At 53.0% G+C, this 19,202-nt stretch carries 14 protein-coding genes and 1 pseudogene; 12 read left to right on the top strand and 3 right to left on the bottom strand.

Going from position 1 to position 19,202, the window contains the following annotated elements; translation table 11 throughout:
* Window positions 1-107: 107 nt before the first annotated feature.
* A complete protein-coding gene (gene gntK, locus NMD08_RS01585; RefSeq protein WP_003023475.1) occupies window positions 108-638 on the top strand; it encodes a gluconokinase in 531 nt (176 codons plus the stop codon).
* Window positions 638-1,978 (top strand): gluconate transporter, encoded by a 1,341-nt coding sequence (gene gntU / locus NMD08_RS01590; RefSeq protein WP_003023477.1) that lies wholly within the window; start codon window positions 638-640, stop codon window positions 1,976-1,978. Before gntK ends, gntU begins: the two co-directional genes overlap by 1 nt.
* Window positions 1,979-2,072: 94 nt before the next feature.
* Here gntU and NMD08_RS01595 read toward each other — a convergent pair.
* Together NMD08_RS01595 and yhgN are read right to left on the bottom strand one after the other, a co-directional pair.
* Window positions 2,073-2,397, bottom strand: a pseudogene (locus NMD08_RS01595) (hypothetical protein).
* 404 nt (window positions 2,398-2,801) lie between these two features.
* On the bottom strand, window positions 2,802-3,395 hold the full coding sequence (gene yhgN, locus NMD08_RS01600; protein ID WP_151224134.1) for an NAAT family transporter YhgN: 594 nt from the start codon (window positions 3,393-3,395) through the stop codon (window positions 2,802-2,804).
* A 191-nt stretch (window positions 3,396-3,586) separates the two neighbouring features.
* On the opposite strand from yhgN, the gene asd reads away from it, so the two are divergent.
* The 7 genes from asd to NMD08_RS01635 all read left to right on the top strand — a co-directional run bounded on the left by asd (window position 3,587) and on the right by NMD08_RS01635 (window position 15,148).
* Entirely contained in the window at window positions 3,587-4,693 is a 1,107-nt protein-coding gene (gene asd, locus NMD08_RS01605) for an aspartate-semialdehyde dehydrogenase (RefSeq protein WP_286539406.1), read from the top strand.
* 273 nt (window positions 4,694-4,966) lie between these two features.
* Complete coding sequence (gene glgB / locus NMD08_RS01610; RefSeq protein ID WP_370619430.1) at window positions 4,967-7,150, top strand: 1,4-alpha-glucan branching enzyme; 2,184 nt, start codon at window positions 4,967-4,969, stop codon at window positions 7,148-7,150.
* Entirely contained in the window at window positions 7,150-9,126 is a 1,977-nt protein-coding gene (gene glgX, locus NMD08_RS01615; protein WP_187253806.1) for a glycogen debranching protein GlgX, read from the top strand. Before glgB ends, glgX begins: the two co-directional genes overlap by 1 nt.
* A gap of 13 nt (window positions 9,127-9,139) precedes the next feature.
* Window positions 9,140-10,435 carry a glucose-1-phosphate adenylyltransferase gene (gene glgC / locus NMD08_RS01620; protein WP_151216875.1) on the top strand — a complete coding sequence of 432 codons (1,296 nt, stop codon included), beginning with the start codon at window positions 9,140-9,142 and terminating at the stop codon, window positions 10,433-10,435.
* Window positions 10,435-11,868: a glycogen synthase GlgA gene (gene glgA / locus NMD08_RS01625; protein ID WP_370619432.1), complete on the top strand. Its 1,434-nt coding sequence runs from the start codon at window positions 10,435-10,437 to the stop codon at window positions 11,866-11,868. The genes glgC and glgA overlap by 1 nt, the downstream gene beginning before the upstream one ends.
* Window positions 11,869-11,887: 19 nt before the next feature.
* A complete protein-coding gene (gene glgP, locus NMD08_RS01630; protein WP_151216873.1) occupies window positions 11,888-14,335 on the top strand; it encodes a glycogen phosphorylase in 2,448 nt (815 codons plus the stop codon).
* A gap of 42 nt (window positions 14,336-14,377) precedes the next feature.
* A complete protein-coding gene (locus NMD08_RS01635; RefSeq protein WP_151216872.1) occupies window positions 14,378-15,148 on the top strand; it encodes a hypothetical protein in 771 nt (256 codons plus the stop codon).
* A 180-nt stretch (window positions 15,149-15,328) separates the two neighbouring features.
* Here NMD08_RS01635 and glpD read toward each other — a convergent pair whose 3' ends face one another.
* Window positions 15,329-16,837 (bottom strand): glycerol-3-phosphate dehydrogenase, encoded by a 1,509-nt coding sequence (gene glpD / locus NMD08_RS01640; RefSeq protein ID WP_151216871.1) that lies wholly within the window; start codon window positions 16,835-16,837, stop codon window positions 15,329-15,331.
* A 198-nt stretch (window positions 16,838-17,035) separates the two neighbouring features.
* On the opposite strand from glpD, the gene glpE reads away from it, so the two are divergent.
* From glpE to NMD08_RS01655, 3 genes are all read left to right on the top strand, one after another.
* Window positions 17,036-17,362, top strand: coding sequence for a thiosulfate sulfurtransferase GlpE (gene glpE / locus NMD08_RS01645; protein WP_151216870.1), 327 nt, complete (start codon window positions 17,036-17,038; stop codon window positions 17,360-17,362).
* Between the two features lie 75 nt (window positions 17,363-17,437).
* The gene (gene glpG, locus NMD08_RS01650; protein ID WP_278238696.1) at window positions 17,438-18,268 is read left to right on the top strand and encodes a rhomboid family intramembrane serine protease GlpG; all 831 of its coding nucleotides are present in this window, start codon (window positions 17,438-17,440) and stop codon (window positions 18,266-18,268) included.
* 161 nt (window positions 18,269-18,429) lie between these two features.
* Window positions 18,430-19,188 (top strand): DeoR/GlpR family transcriptional regulator, encoded by a 759-nt coding sequence (locus NMD08_RS01655; RefSeq protein WP_151216868.1) that lies wholly within the window; start codon window positions 18,430-18,432, stop codon window positions 19,186-19,188.
* The last annotated feature ends 14 nt before the right edge of the window (window positions 19,189-19,202 follow it).

Raw genomic sequence — 19,202 nt, forward strand, 5'->3', positions numbered from 1 at the left:
TTCGAGCACGAATGGATATTGCTTCTCTATTTATCCGGCTGGACAATGTTACCGATAACAGTTACCCGTAACAATTTCCAGATTCTTGTACCAGTGGGGGCAACGCTTTGAGCACGACTAATCATGATCACCACGTTTACGTTCTGATGGGCGTATCGGGCAGCGGTAAATCTGCTGTAGCCAGTGAAGTGGCGCATCAACTGCAGGCCGCGTTTCTTGATGGCGATTTTCTCCATCCGCGCAGCAACATCATGAAAATGGCTTCTGGTGAGCCACTCAACGATGACGACCGTAAACCGTGGTTACAGGCGCTGAATGACGCCGCCTTTGCGATGCAGCGTACCAACAAGGTTTCGCTGATCGTCTGTTCCGCCCTGAAAAAAGTCTATCGTGACCAGCTGCGCGACGGTAACCCGAACCTCTCTTTCATCTATCTGAAAGGGGATTTTGACGTTATCGAAAGCCGCCTGAAAGCACGTAAAGGCCACTTCTTCAAAACGCAGATGCTGGTAACTCAGTTTGAAGCGCTGGAAGAACCGGGTGCGAATGAAAACGATGTACTGGTGGTCGATATCGATCAGCCACTGGACGGTGTGGTCGCCAGCACCATTGAGGTTATTAACCAGGGCAGTAAGTAGTGAGTACATTAACGCTTGTTTTAACAGCAGTAGGGTCCGTTTTATTACTGCTGTTTTTAGTGATGAAGGCGCGTATGCACGCCTTCCTTGCTTTGATGGTGGTGTCTATTGGTGCAGGTCTCTTTTCCGGTATGCCGCTCGATAAAATCGCGGCAACCATGGAAAAGGGGATGGGCGGCACGCTTGGCTTCCTGGCGATCGTGGTGGCACTGGGGGCGATGTTCGGCAAGATTTTGCATGAGACCGGCGCAGTCGATCAAATTGCCGTCAAAATGCTGAAATCCTTCGGTCACAGTCGCGCACATTACGCGATTGGCCTGGCCGGGCTTATCTGTGCATTGCCGCTGTTCTTTGAGGTGGCAATTGTGCTGCTGATTAGCGTAGCGTTCTCGATGGCGCGTCACACCGGTACCAACCTGGTTAAATTAGTCATTCCGCTGTTTGCAGGCGTAGCGGCAGCTGCGGCGTTTTTACTGCCAGGGCCAGCGCCGATGTTGCTGGCTTCGCAGATGCACGCTGACTTTGGCTGGATGATCCTGATTGGCCTGTGTGCCGCGATTCCGGGCATGATTATCGCCGGGCCGTTGTGGGGGAATTTCATCAGCCGTTACGTTGAGCTGAACATTCCTGATGACATTACCGAGCCGCATCTGGGCGAAGGTAAAATGCCGTCCTTCGGCTTTAGCTTGTCGCTGATCCTGCTGCCGCTGGTATTGGTTGGTTTGAAAACCATCGCCGCGCGTTTTGTGCCGGTTGGTTCTTCAACTTATGAATGGTTTGAGTTTATCGGTCACCCGTTTACTGCGATTCTGGTAGCGTGTCTGGTGGCGATTTACGGTCTGGCGATTCGCCAGGGTATGCCAAAAGACAAAGTGATGGAGATCTGCGGCCACGCGCTGCAACCGGCGGGGATTATCCTGCTGGTGATTGGTGCAGGTGGCGTGTTTAAACAGGTGTTGGTTGATTCTGGCGTCGGTCCAGCGCTGGGCGAAGCATTAACCGGAATGGGTCTGCCGATTGCCATTACCTGCTTCGTGCTGGCGGCAGCGGTGCGTATCATTCAGGGTTCCGCGACCGTGGCCTGCTTAACGGCGGTCGGTCTGGTGATGCCGGTGATTGAACAGCTAAACTTCTCCGGTGCGCAGATGGCAGCACTGTCTATTTGTATCGCAGGCGGCTCGATCGTGGTCAGCCACGTTAACGACGCCGGTTTCTGGTTGTTCGGTAAATTTACCGGCGCAACGGAAGCACAAACGCTGAAGACCTGGACGATGATGGAAACCATCCTCGGCACGGTCGGCGCAATTGTCGGTATGATTGCTTTCCAGCTGTTGAGCTGAGTCTTGTTGCCCGGTGGTGCTTGCGCTTACCGGGCCTGGAAACGAGCACACATCCGCATCGTAGGCCGGGTAAGCGCAAGCGCCACCCGGCTTTTTACAGCACCATCATACCATCCTCGGTTTTCAACCAGCGCGGCGCTTTCAGCGTGTCGGCGAAATAGCCCACCAAATCCTGCAGCAAATCACCCGCTACTCGCTCCATATCATCAGAAAGCGTTTTGCTCATCAGTAAATGCGTCAAAAGCTGGCAGTAACGCCCCATCTGGTCTGTTTCAGGCTCGAAAAGGGGAAAACGGGTCATGACATTCAACCAGCCCTTCAACAACACGCTCGCAGTTATCCGCCAGTTCGGTGAAGTCCGTGGCATGGCTAAAGGGCAGGGTAAATAAAGAGTGTGAAAAGAGAGGGGGCGTCGCCATAGGGCAGTCTCTGAAGGCGTTCAGAAGGCTAATTCTGGCACCTGATTTTGCAGGTGCAGCGAGAAGATAATGCTTATCCGCGATGCTGGCAAGAGGGTATTCCGGAAGGCGCTTCGCAGAAATGAAAATACGTTTTCTCAGCGGTTTAAAAGCATAAGGAATACCTGGTATTACAGTGCAATGCCGTTCAGTTGAGCATGTAGGGTGAACATGTGATTATTGCTCAGGGTTCCGTTCACCTCAGTGGTGTCATTTCTCTGAAGCGCTGATGCCCGTGAACGTGCAAGGGAGGCTCACCGCCGCCTCCCTTGCACGTTCACTGGTGACGAGATCTCAGAGAAGCAATGAACATAACGTGAACGGAATCGTTCTCTGAAATGCCATGTTCTCCAGCTTCAAAACGGTTACCCCTTCATCCACATCCGTACGCCATCGAGGAACATCTGGGTTGCCATCATCACCAGAATCAGCCCCATCAGGCGCTCCAGCGCGTTCACCCCTTTCTCCCCGAGCAGACGCAGAAACAGCGACGACTGCAACAGAATCACAAACGTACCGCCCCATGCGATCAGCAGGGCGATTACCAGATGCCCCATCTGATTAGGATACTGATGCGACAACAGCATTAATGAAGCCAGGATTGTTGGACCCGCTACCAGCGGGATCGCCAGCGGAACGATAAACGGCTCTTCACCCGCCGGAAGTCCGGCGCTATTCCCGGTGGCGCTGGGGAAAATCATCTTAATGGCAATCAGGAACAAAATGATGCCCCCGGAAATCGACACGGTTTCCGCGCGCAGATTCAGAAATGCCAGAATTTTCTCGCCCGCAAACAGGAATATCAGCATCACCAACAGCGCAATGAACAGCTCGCGAATCATAATCGCGCGGCGGCGTTTTGGTTCGGTATGTTTCAATACGGACATGAAAATGGGCAGGTTTCCAAGCGGATCCATAATCAGAATCAATAAAACTGCTGCAGAAATGATTTCACTCATAAGTCAAATTCCCTGATAATTACCGCGGACTTTCTGCTTGCTTGCGCAGCGGGATAAGTCGCATTACTGATGGCTTCGCTATCATTGATTAATTTCACTTGCGACTTTGGCTGCATTTTGTATGGTGAAGGATATGCCACCAGGACACTGGCATACATACACAGCACACATCTCTGCAGGAAAAAAACGCTATGAAAAATGTTGGTTTTATCGGCTGGCGCGGTATGGTCGGCTCTGTTCTCATGCAACGCATGGTTGAGGAGCGTGACTTCGACGCCATTCGCCCTGTTTTCTTTTCTACTTCCCAGCTCGGGCAGGCGGCACCGACGTTCGGTGGAACCGCGACCGGCACGCTTCAGGACGCTTATGATCTGGACGCGCTGAAGGCGCTCGATATCATCGTGACCTGTCAGGGCGGCGATTATACCAACGAAATCTATCCAAAGCTTCGTGAAAGCGGTTGGCAGGGTTACTGGATTGACGCGGCCTCTTCGCTTCGCATGAAAGACGATGCCATCATTATCCTCGATCCGGTTAACCAGGATGTCATCACTGATGGCCTGAATAAAGGGATTAAAACTTTTGTCGGCGGTAACTGCACCGTTAGCCTGATGCTAATGTCCCTCGGTGGCCTGTTTGCCAACGACCTGGTCGACTGGGTATCTGTAGCGACCTATCAGGCTGCTTCTGGCGGCGGCGCACGCCATATGCGCGAGCTGTTGTCTCAGATGGGCCATTTGTATGGTCATGTGGCCGATGAACTGGCGACGCCGTCCTCTGCTATTCTCGATATCGAACGTAAAGTGACGACGCTGTCCCGCAGCGGTGAACTGCCGGTTGAGAACTTCGGCGTACCGCTGGCCGGTAGCCTGATTCCGTGGATCGATAAACAGCTCGATAACGGTCAGAGCCGAGAAGAATGGAAGGGACAGGCGGAGACCAACAAAATTCTTAACACGTCTTCCGTGATCCCGGTTGATGGTCTGTGCGTGCGCGTCGGCGCGCTGCGCTGCCACAGCCAGGCGTTCACCATCAAACTGAAAAAAGATGTGTCTATTCCGACCGTGGAAGAACTGCTGGCGGCGCACAACCCGTGGGCGAAAGTAGTACCAAACGATCGTGAAATCACCATGCGTGAGTTAACCCCAGCGGCCGTTACCGGCACGTTGACCACGCCAGTAGGTCGTCTGCGTAAACTGAATATGGGACCGGAGTTCCTGTCAGCCTTTACCGTAGGTGACCAGCTGCTTTGGGGAGCTGCGGAGCCATTGCGCCGCATGTTACGTCAACTGGCGTAATGGTTTGTTAATGATCAAAGGGTGCTAAGTCACCCTTTTTTTGCGTAATACAGGAGTAAGCGCAGATGTTTCATTTTTTACCAGGAGTAAGATAAAGCATTGGCTATTCTTTAAGGGTGACTTAGTACCAGAGGTATTAAGTTGTTGCCTGAAGGTGGGACGACGCAGAGAGGATGCACAATTGTGCTGCGCCGTTCAGGTCAAAAAAAAGTGTCGCAACCTGATGTCGAAGATCAGTTGGAAGGGGTGACACCATAAAACAGGATGACAACCATGTCCGTTCGTATCGATAGAGACGTGATTAATGCGCTAATTGCAGGCCATTTTGCGGATCCTTTTTCCGTACTCGGTATGCACCAAACTGACGCTGGACTTGAAGTCCGCGCCCTATTACCTGACGCCACCGAAGTGTGGGTGATCGAACCCAAAACCGGACGCAAAGTCGGCAAGCTGGACTGCCTCGACTCTCGCGGTTTTTTCTGTGCTGTACTTCCCCGCCGTAAAAATTTCTTTCGCTATCAGTTGGCCGTTGTCTGGCATGGACAGCAGAATCTGATTGATGACCCTTATCGTTTTGGCCCGCTAATCCAGGATATGGATGCCTGGTTGCTATCTGAAGGTACGCACCTGCGACCTTACGAAACGCTGGGCGCGCATGCGGATACCATGGATGGCGTAACCGGTACGCGCTTCTCCGTATGGGCGCCTAACGCGCAACGTGTGTCAGTAGTAGGGCAGTTCAACTACTGGGATGGACGTCGCCACCCGATGCGCCTGCGCAAAGAAAGTGGTATCTGGGAGCTGTTTATCCCCGGTGCGCATAATGGTCAGCTGTATAAATACGAGATGATCGATGCGAACGGTAAGCTGCGCATTAAAGCGGATCCTTACGCCTTCGAAGCGCAAATGCGCCCGGAAACCGCGTCGCTTATCTGCGGTCTGCCGGAAAAAGTGGTGCAAACCGAAGAGCGCAAAAAAGCCAACCAGTTTGATGCGCCAATCTCCATCTATGAAGTGCACCTGGGCTCGTGGCGTCGTCATACCGACAATAACTTCTGGCTGAGTTATCGCGAACTGGCGGATCAACTGATCCCCTACGTGAAGTGGATGGGCTTTACCCATCTTGAGCTGCTGCCAATTAATGAACACCCGTTTGACGGTAGCTGGGGCTACCAGCCGACCGGTATGTATGCGCCGACCCGCCGTTTCGGCACGCGTGATGATTTCCGCTATTTTGTGAATGCCGCGCATCAGGCGGGGCTGAACGTCATTCTCGACTGGGTGCCGGGCCATTTCCCGTCGGACGACTTTGGTCTGGCAGAGTTTGATGGCACCAGGCTGTATGAGCACAGCGACCCACGCGAAGGATATCACCAGGATTGGAACACCCTGATCTACAACTATGGTCGCCGTGAAGTCAGCAACTACCTGGTCGGCAACGCCCTGTACTGGATTGAACGCTTTGGTATTGACGCGCTGCGCGTGGATGCCGTGGCTTCGATGATTTATCGCGACTACAGCCGTAAAGAAGGGGAATGGGTTCCGAACGAATTTGGCGGTCGTGAAAACCTCGAGGCTATTGAGTTTTTACGCAATACCAACCGTATTCTTGGCGAACAGGTGCCAGGTGCGGTGAGTATGGCGGAAGAGTCCACTGATTTTGCTGGTGTTTCAAGACCGCAGGACATGGGCGGTTTAGGGTTCTGGTATAAGTGGAACCTCGGCTGGATGCACGACACGCTGGATTACATGAAACTGGATCCGGTTCATCGTCAGTACCATCACGACAAGCTGACCTTCGGTATGCTGTACAACTACACCGAGAACTTTGTCCTGCCGTTGTCGCACGATGAAGTGGTGCACGGCAAGAAATCGATCCTCGATCGCATGCCGGGCGATGCGTGGCAGAAATTTGCCAACCTGCGTGCCTACTATGGCTGGATGTGGGCCTTCCCCGGCAAGAAATTGCTGTTTATGGGCAATGAGTTTGCTCAGGGACGCGAATGGAACCATGACGTCAGCCTCGACTGGCACCTGCTGGAAGGCGGCGACAACTGGCACCACGGCGTACAGCGTCTGGTGCGCGATCTGAACCTCACCTATCGTCATCACAAAGCGCTGCATGAGCTCGACTTTGATGGCTATGGCTTCGAATGGCTGGTGGTGGATGATAAAGAACGTTCGGTGCTGGCTTTCGTACGTCGTGACAAGGTGGGTAATGAAATCATCGTTATCAGCAACTTTACGCCAGTGCCGCGCCACGGCTATCGCTTCGGTATTAACCAGCCGGGCAAATGGCGTGAAATTCTCAATACCGACTCGATGCACTACCACGGCAGCAATACTGGAAATGGCGGCACGGTGCGCAGCGATGAGATCGCCAGTCATGGTCGGCAGCACTCACTGAGCCTTACGTTGCCGCCGCTGGCAACGGTCTGGCTGGTTCGGGAGGGGTAATGACGCAACTGGCAACCGGCAACGCCACTCCCCATGGCGCAACGTATGACGGCCATGGCGTCAATTTTACTCTCTTCTCAGCCCACGCTGAACGCGTTGAATTATGCGTATTTGACGAGGACGGTTGCGAACTCCGCTACGACCTGCCGGGGCGTAGCGGCGATGTCTGGCACGGCTATCTGGCCAACGCCCGTCCCGGTCTGCGCTATGGCTATCGTGTACATGGTCCGTGGCAACCACAGCAGGGCCACCGGTTTAATCCGGCGAAACTGCTGCTCGACCCTTGCGCGCGTCGGGTAGAGGGCGAGTTAAAAGATAACCCGCTGCTACACGGCGGGCTAAATGAACCGGATCACCATGATAACGCAGCCATCGCGCTGAAGGGCGTGGTGGTGTCCGACCATTATGACTGGGAGGATGATGCCCCACCGCGTACCCCGTGGGGCAATACCGTGATTTACGAAGCCCACGTCAAAGGGCTGACGTATTTGCATCCTGACTTGCCGGAAGAGATTCGCGGGACTTACAAAGCGTTGGGTCATCCGGTGATGCTCGCCTATTTCAAGCGCCTAGGCATTACCGCGCTGGAGCTGTTACCGGTGGCGCATTTCGCCAGCGAGCCGCGGCTTCAACGGCTGGGTCTGTCGAACTACTGGGGATACAACCCGGTGGCAATGTTCGCGTTACATCCGGCCTATGCCTGTTCGCCGGAGAGCGCACTCGATGAGTTTCGCGATGCGGTAAAAGCGCTGCACAAAGCGGGAATTGAGGTCATTCTCGACATCGTTTTGAACCACAGTGCCGAGCTGGATCTCGACGGCCCCGTCTTCTCACTGCGCGGAATTGATAACCGTAGCTATTATTGGATCAGGGATGATGGCGATTACTACAACTGGACCGGTTGTGGGAACACCCTCAATCTGAGCCATCCTGGCGTTGTGGAATACGCATGTGAATGCCTGCGCTACTGGGTTGAAACCTGCCATGTGGATGGCTTTCGCTTTGATTTGGCTTCCGTCATGGGGCGTACGCCTGCGTTTCGTCAGGATGCGCCGCTGTTTACCGCGATCCAAAACTGTCCGCTGCTCTCACGCGTTAAGCTGATTGCGGAACCGTGGGATATTGGTGAAGGCGGGTATCAGGTGGGGAATTTTCCCCCGCCGTTTGCCGAGTGGAATGACCATTTCCGCGATGCGACGCGACGCTTTTGGCTCCAGCGTAATCTCTCGTTGGGCGAGTTTGCCGGGCGTTTTGCCGCATCCAGCGATGTGTTTAAACGCCAGGGCCGCAAACCCAGTGCCACGGTGAATCTGGTGACCGCGCACGACGGTTTTACGCTACGCGACTGTGTTTGCTTCACAAATAAGCACAATGAAGCGAATGGTGAGGAAAATCGCGACGGTACTAGCAATAACTACAGCGACAATCATGGTAAAGAAGGATTAGGCGGCACGCTGGACCTGATTGAGCGGCGGCGTGACAGCATTCATGCGCTGTTAACCACGCTGTTGCTTTCCCAGGGGACGCCGATGTTGCTGGCGGGCGATGAGCATGGTCATAGCCAGCACGGCAACAATAACGCTTACTGTCAGGATAACGCCTTAACGTGGCTGGACTGGCAGCAGGCAAACAGTGGGTTAACCACATTTACTGCCGCGCTGATTCATCTGCGCCGGCAAATACCCGCATTAACGGGGGATTGCTGGTGGGAAGAGGGCGATGGCAATGTTCGTTGGCTGAATAAGTACGCACAACCCTTAAGTGCGGATGAGTGGCAAAACGGCCCGAGGCAGATGCAAATCCAGCTTTCAGACCGTTTCCTGATTGCAATAAACGCCACGCTTGAGGTGACAGATATCGTTTTACCTGAAGGGGAATGGCACGCTATTCCCCCATTTGCCGGAGAGGATAATCCGGTGCTTACGGCTGTCTGGCAGGGACCTGCGCACGGACTGTGTGTGTTCCAGAGAAGATAAAAAGGAGTTAGTCATGGTGAGTTTAGAGAAGAACGATCGTGTAATGTTGGCGCGCCAGCTGCCATTAAAATCTGTTGCCCTGATCCTGGCCGGTGGCCGCGGAACCCGTCTGAAAGATTTAACCAACAAACGTGCCAAGCCTGCCGTGCACTTTGGCGGTAAGTTCCGCATTATCGATTTTGCTTTATCCAACTGCATTAACTCCGGGATCCGCCGTATCGGCGTGATCACTCAGTACCAGTCCCACACGCTGGTGCAGCATATTCAGCGCGGCTGGTCGTTCTTCAGCGAAGAGATGAACGAGTTCGTCGATCTGCTGCCTGCCCAGCAGAGAATGCAGGGTGAAAATTGGTATCGCGGCACGGCGGACGCAGTGACCCAAAACCTGGACATCATTCGACGCTATAAAGCGGAATACGTGGTGATCCTCGCGGGCGATCATATTTATAAGCAGGACTACTCACGCATGCTGATCGACCACGTCGAGAAAGGCGCGCGCTGCACCGTGGCCTGTATGCCGGTGCCGATCGAAGAAGCCAGCGCGTTTGGTGTGATGGATGTGGACGACACCGATAAAATTATCGAGTTTGTTGAAAAACCAGCCAACCCGCCGGCGATGCCTGGCGATCCGACCAAATCGCTTGCCAGTATGGGGATCTACGTCTTCAACGCCGATTATCTGTATGAACTGCTGGCGGAAGATGATCTCGATGAAAAATCCAGTCACGATTTTGGCAAAGACATCATCCCAAAAATCACCGAAGCTGGCATGGCGTACGCACATCCATTCCCATTGTCCTGCGTGCAGTCTGACCCGGAATCCGAGCCGTACTGGCGCGATGTGGGAACACTGGAAGCCTACTGGAAAGCGAACCTTGATCTGGCTTCAGTGACGCCTGAACTGGATATGTACGACCAGGACTGGCCAATCCGTACGCATATGGAATCGCTGCCACCAGCGAAATTTGTTCAGGACCGTTCGGGTAGCCACGGAATGACGTTGAACTCGCTGGTTTCCGGCGGCTGTATTATTTCGGGTTCTGTGGTGGTGCAGTCCGTTCTGTTCCCGCGCGTGCGGGTGAATTCATTCTGTAACATTGATTCGGCAGTGTTGTTACCTGAAGTGTGGGTGGGACGTTCATGCCGCTTACGTCGCTGCATCATCGACCGCGCCTGCGTTATTCCTGAAGGCATGGTAATTGGTGAAAACGCGGAAGAAGATGCACGTCGCTTCTACCGTTCAGAGGAAGGTATTGTGCTGGTCACGCGTGAAATGCTGCGCAAACTGCAGATCAAACAGGAGCGATAATGCAGGTTTTACACGTATGTTCAGAGATGTTCCCCCTGTTAAAAACTGGGGGACTGGCGGATGTTCTTGGGGCGCTACCCGCAGCGCAAATAGCGGACGGTGTAGATGCCCGCGTACTGCTCCCGGCATTTCCTGATATCCGTCGCGGCATTCCCGATGCGCAGGTCGTGACGCGCCGGGATACCTTCGCTGGGCGGGTCACGCTTTTATTCGGTCACTACAACGGTGTCGGTATTTACCTGATTGACGCGCCGCATCTTTATGACCGTCCCGGTAGCCCGTATCACGACACTAACCTGTTTGCGTATACCGATAACGTGCTGCGTTTTGCGCTGTTGGGGTGGGGTGGCTGTGAAATGGCCTGCGGCTTTGACCCATTCTGGCGCCCGGATGTGGTGCACGCGCACGACTGGCATGCCGGCCTGGCTCCGGCGTATCTGGCGGCGCGCGGCCATCCGGCGAAATCGGTGTTCACCGTACACAACCTTGCGTATCAAGGCATGTTTTATGCAAAGCATATGGATGACATCCAATTGCCATGGTCGTTCTTTAACGTGCACGGACTGGAGTTTAACGGGCAGATTTCGTTCCTGAAAGCCGGGTTGTACTACGCCGACCACATTACGGCGGTCAGTCCGACCTACGCGCGGGAAATTACCGAACCGCAGTTCGCCTACGGCATGGAAGGTTTGTTGCAGCAGCGCCATCGCGAAGGGCGTCTTTCCGGCGTTCTGAACGGCGTAGATGAAAAAATCTGGAGCCCGGAAACCGATCTGCTGTTGGCGTCGCGCTATACGCGTGACACGCTGGAAGAGAAGGCGGAGAACAAACGTCAGCTACAGATCGCGATGGGACTTAAGGTTAATGACAAAGTGCCGCTGTTTGCCGTAGTCAGCCGCCTGACCAGCCAGAAAGGGTTGGATCTGGTGCTGGAAGCGCTGCCGGGGTTGTTAGAGCAGGGGGGACAACTGGCGTTACTTGGCGCGGGCGATCCGGTGTTGCAGGAAGGTTTCCTCGCCGCAGCGGCGGAACATCCGGGGCAGGTGGGCGTACAGATTGGTTATCACGAAGCCTTCTCGCATCGCATCATGGGTGGGGCCGACGTCATTTTGGTTCCCAGCCGTTTTGAGCCGTGTGGCTTAACGCAATTGTATGGACTGAAGTACGGCACGCTGCCGCTGGTGCGGCGCACCGGCGGGCTGGCTGATACGGTCTCTGACAGTTCGCTGGAAAACCTGGCGGACGGTATCGCCAGTGGGTTTGTATTTGAAGATAGTAATGCCTGGTCGCTGTTACGCGCGATCCGGCGTGCTTTCGTATTGTGGTCCCGGCCTTCGCTGTGGCGGTTTGTACAACGTCAGGCCATGACCATGGATTTTAGCTGGCAAGTCGCGGCGAAGTCATACCGTGAGCTTTACTATCGCTTGAAATAGATATCCAGGAATCACCTATATGAATGCTCCATTTACTTATGCATCGCCCACACTCAGCGTAGAGGCACTTAAGCATTCTATTGCCTACAAGCTGATGTTCACGATTGGTAAAGACCCGGTCATTGCCAATAAACATGAGTGGCTGAACGCCACGTTGTTCGCGGTGCGCGATCGTCTCGTGGAGCGCTGGCTGCGTTCTAACCGTGCGCAATTATCCCAGGAAACTCGTCAGGTCTATTACCTGTCAATGGAGTTTCTGATTGGGCGCACGCTTTCCAATGCACTGTTATCTTTGGGCATTTATGACGATGTTAAAAATGCGCTGGAAGGTATGGGGTTGGATCTTGAAGATCTGATCGATGAAGAAAACGACCCGGGTCTTGGCAACGGCGGTCTCGGGCGTCTGGCGGCCTGTTTCCTGGACTCGCTGGCAACGCTTGGGCTGCCGGGACGCGGCTACGGTATTCGTTATGATTACGGCATGTTCAAGCAGAACATTGTCGATGGCCGACAGAAAGAGTCGCCGGACTACTGGCTGGAATACGGCAACCCATGGGAGTTCAAACGCCACAATACGCGCTACAAAGTACGCTTTGGCGGGCGTATACAGCAGGAAGGCAAGAAAACGCGCTGGATAGAAACCGAAGAGATCCTCGCGGTTGCCTACGACCAGATTATCCCCGGTTACGACACCGACGCCACCAACACGCTGCGCCTGTGGAGTGCCCAGGCCAGTAGCGAGATCAATCTTGGGAAATTCAACCAGGGCGACTATTTTGCGGCGGTGGAAGATAAAAACCACTCCGAGAACGTCTCCCGTGTGCTTTACCCGGATGACTCCACCTATTCAGGACGCGAACTGCGCTTGCGCCAGGAGTATTTCCTGGTCTCCTCCACAGTGCAGGACATTCTGAATCGTCATTATCAACTGCACAAAACCTACGATAACCTGGCGGATAAAATAGCTATTCACCTCAACGACACCCATCCGGTGCTGTCGATCCCTGAGCTGATGCGCTTGCTAATCGATGAGCACAAATTCAGCTGGGACGACGCGTTTGAGGTCTGTTGCCAGGTCTTCTCGTATACCAACCACACCTTGATGAGCGAAGCGCTGGAGACATGGCCTGTTGATATGCTGGGCAAAATCCTGCCGCGTCATCTGCAAATCATCTTTGAGATCAATGACTACTTCCTGAAGACGCTTCAGGAACAGTATCCGAACGACACCGCTCTACTGGGGCGGACGTCGATCATCGATGAATCCAACGGCCGCCGGGTGCGTATGGCATGGCTGGCGGTAGTGGTAAGCCACAAGGTTAACGGTGTTTCCGAGCTGCACTCCAACCTGATGGTGCAGTCGCTGTTTGCTGACTTTGCGAAGATCTTCCCGACCCGATTCTGTAACGTTACCAACGGCGTGACGCCGCGTCGCTGGCTGGCACTGGCTAACCCGCCGCTCTCCGAGGTGCTGGATGAGAATATTGGCCGCACCTGGCGTACCGATCTCAGCCAGCTAAGCGAGCTTGAACAGCACTGTGATTTCCCGTTGGTGAACCAGGCGGTACGCCGAGCGAAGCTGGAGAACAAAAAGCGTCTGGCCACGCTTATTGCCCAGCAGCTTAACGTGGTGGTGAATCCGAAATCGCTGTTTGATGTGCAGATCAAACGTATTCATGAATACAAACGCCAGCTGATGAACGTGCTGCATGTGATCACCCGCTACAATCGCATGAAGGCCGATCCTGACGCTGAGTGGGTGCCGCGCGTGAATATCTTCGCCGGTAAAGCGGCTTCGGCCTATTACATGGCGAAGCACATCATTCATCTGATCAACGATGTCGCGAAAGTGATCAATAACGATCCGCAAATTGGCGACAAACTGAAAGTGGTGTTTATCCCGAACTACAGTGTCAGCCTGGCACAGGTGATAATTCCTGCTGCCGACCTGTCTGAGCAGATTTCACTAGCTGGGACCGAAGCCTCCGGGACCAGTAACATGAAATTTGCGCTGAACGGCGCGTTGACCATCGGTACGCTGGATGGTGCCAACGTCGAGATGCTGGAACATGTGGGCGCAGAAAATATCTTTATCTTTGGTAATACGGCGGAAGAAGTTGAAGCCTTACGTAGTCAGGGCTACAAGCCGCGTGAATATTACGAGAAAGACGAAGAGCTGCACCAGGTGCTGACGCAGATCGGCAGTGGCGTATTCAGCCCAGAGGAGCCGGGACGCTATCGCGACCTGGTGGACTCATTGATCAACTTTGGCGACCACTATCAGGTGCTGGCGGATTATCGCAGTTACGTTGATTGTCAGGATAAGGTTGATGAACTGTATCGTCACCCGGAAGAGTGGACTACCAGGTCGATGATTAATATCGCCAACATGGGCTACTTCTCATCTGACAGGACGATCAAAGAGTACGCCGAAAACATCTGGCATATTGATTCGGTGCGGTTGTAACTATTACACGGCTGCTAATATAATCTGTTCAGGCAGTAGCGAATGTCGTTACTGCCTTTATTTTTTACTAATGTGCTAGCAATAACAGTTTTGATATTGCAAATCTTATTTAGATGGATTGAAAGTATGAGCAAAGGGAAAAAACACTCGATTAGACAGGCAGCTAGAGGCGTATTGTTGGCTATTGTTAGTACCGGTCTATTATCTGGATGTATGACGATGATGCTTGATGACAGTACTCAGGGAATATCATCCACTTCAAAAAAATGGCGCTCTGATGAGATCAGAGGGTTATCTCTTGCTGAGAATACAAATGGTGAGAAGGGATGGGTCTTTATTGGCAGAAGCTTTGATTACTTGCTGTATAAGGGAGGGGATGAAATTATAAATCTGCTGAATAATAAGAATATTCATCGTGAGCAATTATCAGTAGATGAACATGCTAATTTTGCTATTGATACAAGTAAGAAAAATTTCACTGGTTTGTTAAAAATTAATTATCAGGCTCAGAATGAGGATGATAAAAAACAAATCCTTGAGAAAGGATTCTCATGTATAAAAAATGATTGTCAGCGTACGTATAATGGGCTTGAAGGTACGATCCATAAAAAGAATGTTGAGCAAGACCCTAGAAAAATAATGAAGTTTTATCATCCTTTTACCGTTGAGTTTGTAAAATATCAATACTCTTCAAATCAAGGAAAATGGATTCTGGCCCCTTTTACAGTTGCTCTGGATGTTGTCACTGCGCCACTACAGTTACTGGCATTCAGTATTATTGCTCCTAATTTGGGAAGAATTGGTGGCAAATAACCTTACGTGATCGTGATAGTGACATATCTGCAACGTTATTTTGCTGTTGAAACCTTTCGCTACCCACCATCCGGCAAAATGCCCGGGGGGGCTTCGCTTGCCCGGCCTACGTTTATGCACTTTTGTAGTTATGCACTTTTGTAGGCCGGATAAGGCGTCAGCCGCCACCCGGCATTTTTATCAGGACGCCAGCGACAGTTGGCGCTTCTCAATGTATTCAGCCAGCCACTGGGTCATGCGCGACTGCTGCTCGGCGTTCAGCCACATCCCTTCTTTCGTACGACGCCACAGCGCATCGTCTGCACGACGAACCCATTCGTGGTCAACCAGATACTTCAGTTCGGCCTCATAGAACTCGTGGCCGAAGTCTTCACCTAACTCGGCAAGCGAGGTGGCTTCGCCGATAATCCATTCGGTATTGCTGCCGTAGGTGCGTGAATAATGGCGCGCCAGCGACTCGGTCAGGAACGGGTAGCGACGGCGCAGTTTGGCCGCGTAATCTTCGCGATCGCCGCCGATGTCTCCGCCTGGGAGAACGCACTCTTTGGTCCACGCCGGACCGATGCCCTGATAGTACGACGCCAGTTTTTCCATCGCGTGCTCAGCCAGCTTACGATAGGTCGTCAGCTTACCGCCAAAGACCGACAGCAGCGGCGCTTTGCCGTTTTCGTCGTGGATATCCAGCGTGTAATCACGGGTGATTGCCTGCGGTGAGTCGGACTCATCGTCGCACAACGGACGCACGCCCGAGTAAGTCCAGACGATATCATCACGGCCCAGTTGTTTCTTAAAGTGTGCGTTGTAGACCTTAAGCAGGTAATTGATTTCACTCTCATCAATTTTCACTGCTTTCGGGTCGCCTTTGTATTCGACGTCAGTCGTCCCGATGATTGAGAATTCGTCCATCCATGGGATGACAAACACAATACGTTTATCTTCGTTTTGCAGAATATAAGCTTGCTTCTGGGTATGGACGCGTGGCACCACGATGTGGCTGCCTTTAATCAGGCGAATACCGTACGGTGATGGCAGATGCATGCCGTCGTCGAAGAACTCTTTCACCCACGGGCCGGTGGCGTTGACCAGACCACGCGCCTGCCAGGTGTGCTTTTTGCCGGTATCAATATCTTCAGCTTCCACAATCCACAAACCGTTTTCACGGCGAGCGGAAGTGGCACGCGTGCGGGTTAACACCTCTCCGCCTTTACGTACGACCATTTGGGCGTTTGCCAAAACCAGTCGTGCATCGTCTACCCAGCAGTCAGAATATTCGAAACCGCGCACAATCTCAGGTTTCATTACAGAATCCGCGCCAAAACGCAAACCGGTAGAACCTGGTAAACTGGTGCGTTTGCCCAGATGATCGTACATAAACAGACCAATACGAATCATCCACGCCGGACGCAGGTGCGGGCGATGGGGCAGTCGAAAGCGCATCGGGAAGGCGATATGCGGTGCCATTTTCAACAGCACTTCACGCTCGGCCAGCGCTTCACTCACCAGTCGAAATTCATAGTGTTCCAGGTAGCGCAGGCCACCGTGGATGAGTTTGGAGCTGGCGGAAGAGGTGGCACAGGCTAAATCCTGCGCTTCCAGCATCAGCACGGATAAACCGCGTCCAGCGGCATCTGCCGCGATACCGGCACCGTTGATGCCTCCACCTATCACAATCAGATCTTTGGTTTCCATGCTGGCCTCTCGCACTTTCGTTATAGCTCATTAATGTTCGTTATCGAGCATAATAGCAAAGAATTGCGCTATTGGTAACATCGGATAAACAATTTACAGTGATACATATAACATTATGGCGTTTAACTGCCGTCGGGACGTACACTTAGAAGTAACATGTCTGAAAAGCGTCACCTGCAATATTAAGAAGAGAGAGCAATGGATCAGTTTGAATGTATTAATGTCGAAGAAGCGCATCAGAAGCTGAATCAGGGCGCTGCGGTGCTAGTGGATATCCGCGACCCGCAAAGCTATGCGATGGGGCACGCCCCGCAGGCGTTTCATCTGACGAACGACACGCTTGGGTTATTTATGCGTGAGCATGATTTTGACACCACTGTGTTAGTAATGTGTTATCACGGCAACAGCAGTAAAGGCGCGGCGCAATATCTTCTTCAGCAAGGCTATGACGCGGTTTACAGCGTTGACGGCGGCTTCGACGCCTGGCATCGACATTTTCCGGCAGAAGTGGCATACGGTTCGTAAGCTAACAAAGATGCAGCCTGAAACAGGCAGGGTCTATATACTGTCCTCTTTTGTGTGGAATAAGCGACAGCAACCATGTTGATGATTACCTCTTTTGCTAACCCCCGCGTGGCGCAGGCATTTGTTGATTATATGGCGACACAGGGCGTTATCCTGACAATTCAACAACATCAGCAAACGGATGTCTGGCTGGCGGATGAGTCCCAGGCCGAGCGCGTACGCGCCGAACTGGCGCAATTTCTGGAGAACCCGGGCGACCCGCGTTACCTCGCGGCAAGCTGGCAGTCGGGTCAGACCGACAGCGGTTTACGCTATCAGCGTTATCCTTTCCTTGCCACATTGCGCGAACGTGCAGGCCCGGTAACCTGGATAGTGATGGCCGCATGCGTGCTGGTGTTTATCGCGATGAACGCGCTGGGCGACCAGGCGGTAATGCTCTGGCTGGCATGGCCGTTTGATCCTTCGCTGAAATTTGAATTCTGGCGTTATTTCACCCACGCTTTTATGCACTTCTCGCTGATGCATATTCTGTTCAACCTGCTGTGGTGGTGGTATCTCGGCGGCGCGGTGGAAAAACGTCTGGGTAGCGGAAAACTGATAGTCATTACCGTGATTAGCGCCCTGCTGAGCGGGTATGTTCAGCAGAAGTTTAGCGGCCCGTGGTTTGGTGGGTTGTCTGGCGTGGTATATGCGCTGATGGGCTACGTGTGGTTGCGCGGCGAGCGCGATCCGCAAAGCGGTATTTTCCTGCAGCGTGGTTTGATTATCTTTGCTTTGATCTGGATTGTTGCCGGCTGGTTTGATGTGTTCGGTATGTCGATGGCGAATGGCGCACATATCGCCGGGCTGGCCGTGGGTCTGGCAATGGCGTTTGCTGATACTATTCATGTGCGAAAACGAACGTAGAAATTCGCCTGTAGGTAATCTTATTTGCCTGTATGAGCCAGGGCAGTGCTCAAAATCCTCACGTACCGTAAGTACGCTGCGGTTTCTGCGCGCTGGCCATGCCCAGACGGCCTGCAACGATAACGCCTGATAGACGAATTCTATATTTTCAGGGAACTATAATGAAACAAACACAACGACATGACGCGATCATCGAACTGGTAAAGAAACAAGGATACGTCAGCACCGAGGAGCTGGTGGAGCATTTTTCCGTCAGCCCACAGACGATTCGCCGCGATCTCAACGATCTGGCCGATCAGAATATGATTTTGCGACATCACGGCGGCGCGGCGCTGCCATCCAGCTCGGTCAATACCCCGTGGCATGACCGTAAAGCGACGCAGACGGCTGAAAAAGAGCGCATTGCCCGCAAAGTCGCCACGCAGATCCCGAACGGCTCGACGCTATTTATTGATATCGGCACTACCCCGGAAGCGGTGGCCCACGCGCTGCTCAGTCACAGCAATTTACGCATTGTGACCAACAACCTCAATGTGGCGAATACCCTGATGGCGAAAGAGGATTTCCGTATTATTCTGGCGGGTGGCGAACTGCGTAGCCGTGACGGCGGTATTATGGGCGAAGCGACCCTCGACTTTATTTCTCAGTTCCGTCTGGATTTCGGCATTTTAGGCATCAGCGGCATCGACAGCGATGGTTCCCTGCTGGAATTTGATTATCACGAAGTCCGCACCAAACGCGCGATTATTGAGAATTCACGCCATGTGATGCTGGTGGTGGATCACTCGAAGTTTGGTCGTAACGCGATGGTGAATATGGGCAGTATCAGCATGGTGGATGCGGTGTATACTGACACGCTACCGCCCGCAGGCGTGATGCAGGTGATCGCTGACCATCATATTCAGTTAGAGCTGTGCTAAGTTAATTACAGGCC

Source organism: Citrobacter meridianamericanus (assembly GCF_041320245.1).
GTDB lineage: Bacteria > Pseudomonadota > Gammaproteobacteria > Enterobacterales > Enterobacteriaceae > Citrobacter > Citrobacter meridianamericanus.